This is a genomic window from Lactiplantibacillus xiangfangensis (assembly GCF_001438845.1).
Classification (GTDB): Bacteria; Bacillota; Bacilli; order Lactobacillales; family Lactobacillaceae; genus Lactiplantibacillus; species Lactiplantibacillus xiangfangensis.
Genome location: NZ_JQCL01000004.1, coordinates 1 through 278, shown reverse-complemented (window position 1 = coordinate 278; position 278 = coordinate 1). Strand labels below are relative to the sequence as shown.

Below are 278 nucleotides of genomic sequence, written 5' to 3'. Positions count from 1 at the left end.
TCCATTCAACACCCAGAACGCCATATCACGGAAAAACAGTTCTACAAAATCATGAGCAAGGTTGGCGATCTGTTAGGAATTAATTATCTAGGGACCCATACGATGCGTAAAACCGGGGCTTATCGCGTTTACACGCAATCAAATTATAATATTGGCTTGGTCATGCACTTATTAAATCATTCCAGTGAAGCAATGACTTTAGCTTATTTAGGCTTAGACCAGGCTAGTACTGAAACGATGCTGGATAAAATTGATTTTGGTTAGGAGGCTGGCTTTAT

Annotated in this window: 1 protein-coding gene; it reads left to right on the top strand. The window is 39.9% G+C overall.

Annotated elements, in window-relative coordinates:
- On the top strand, positions 1 to 264 hold a 264-nt coding region (locus IV64_RS00250), incomplete at its 5' end, for a tyrosine-type recombinase/integrase (protein ID WP_157060958.1).
- Positions 265 to 278: the final 14 nt, after the last annotated feature.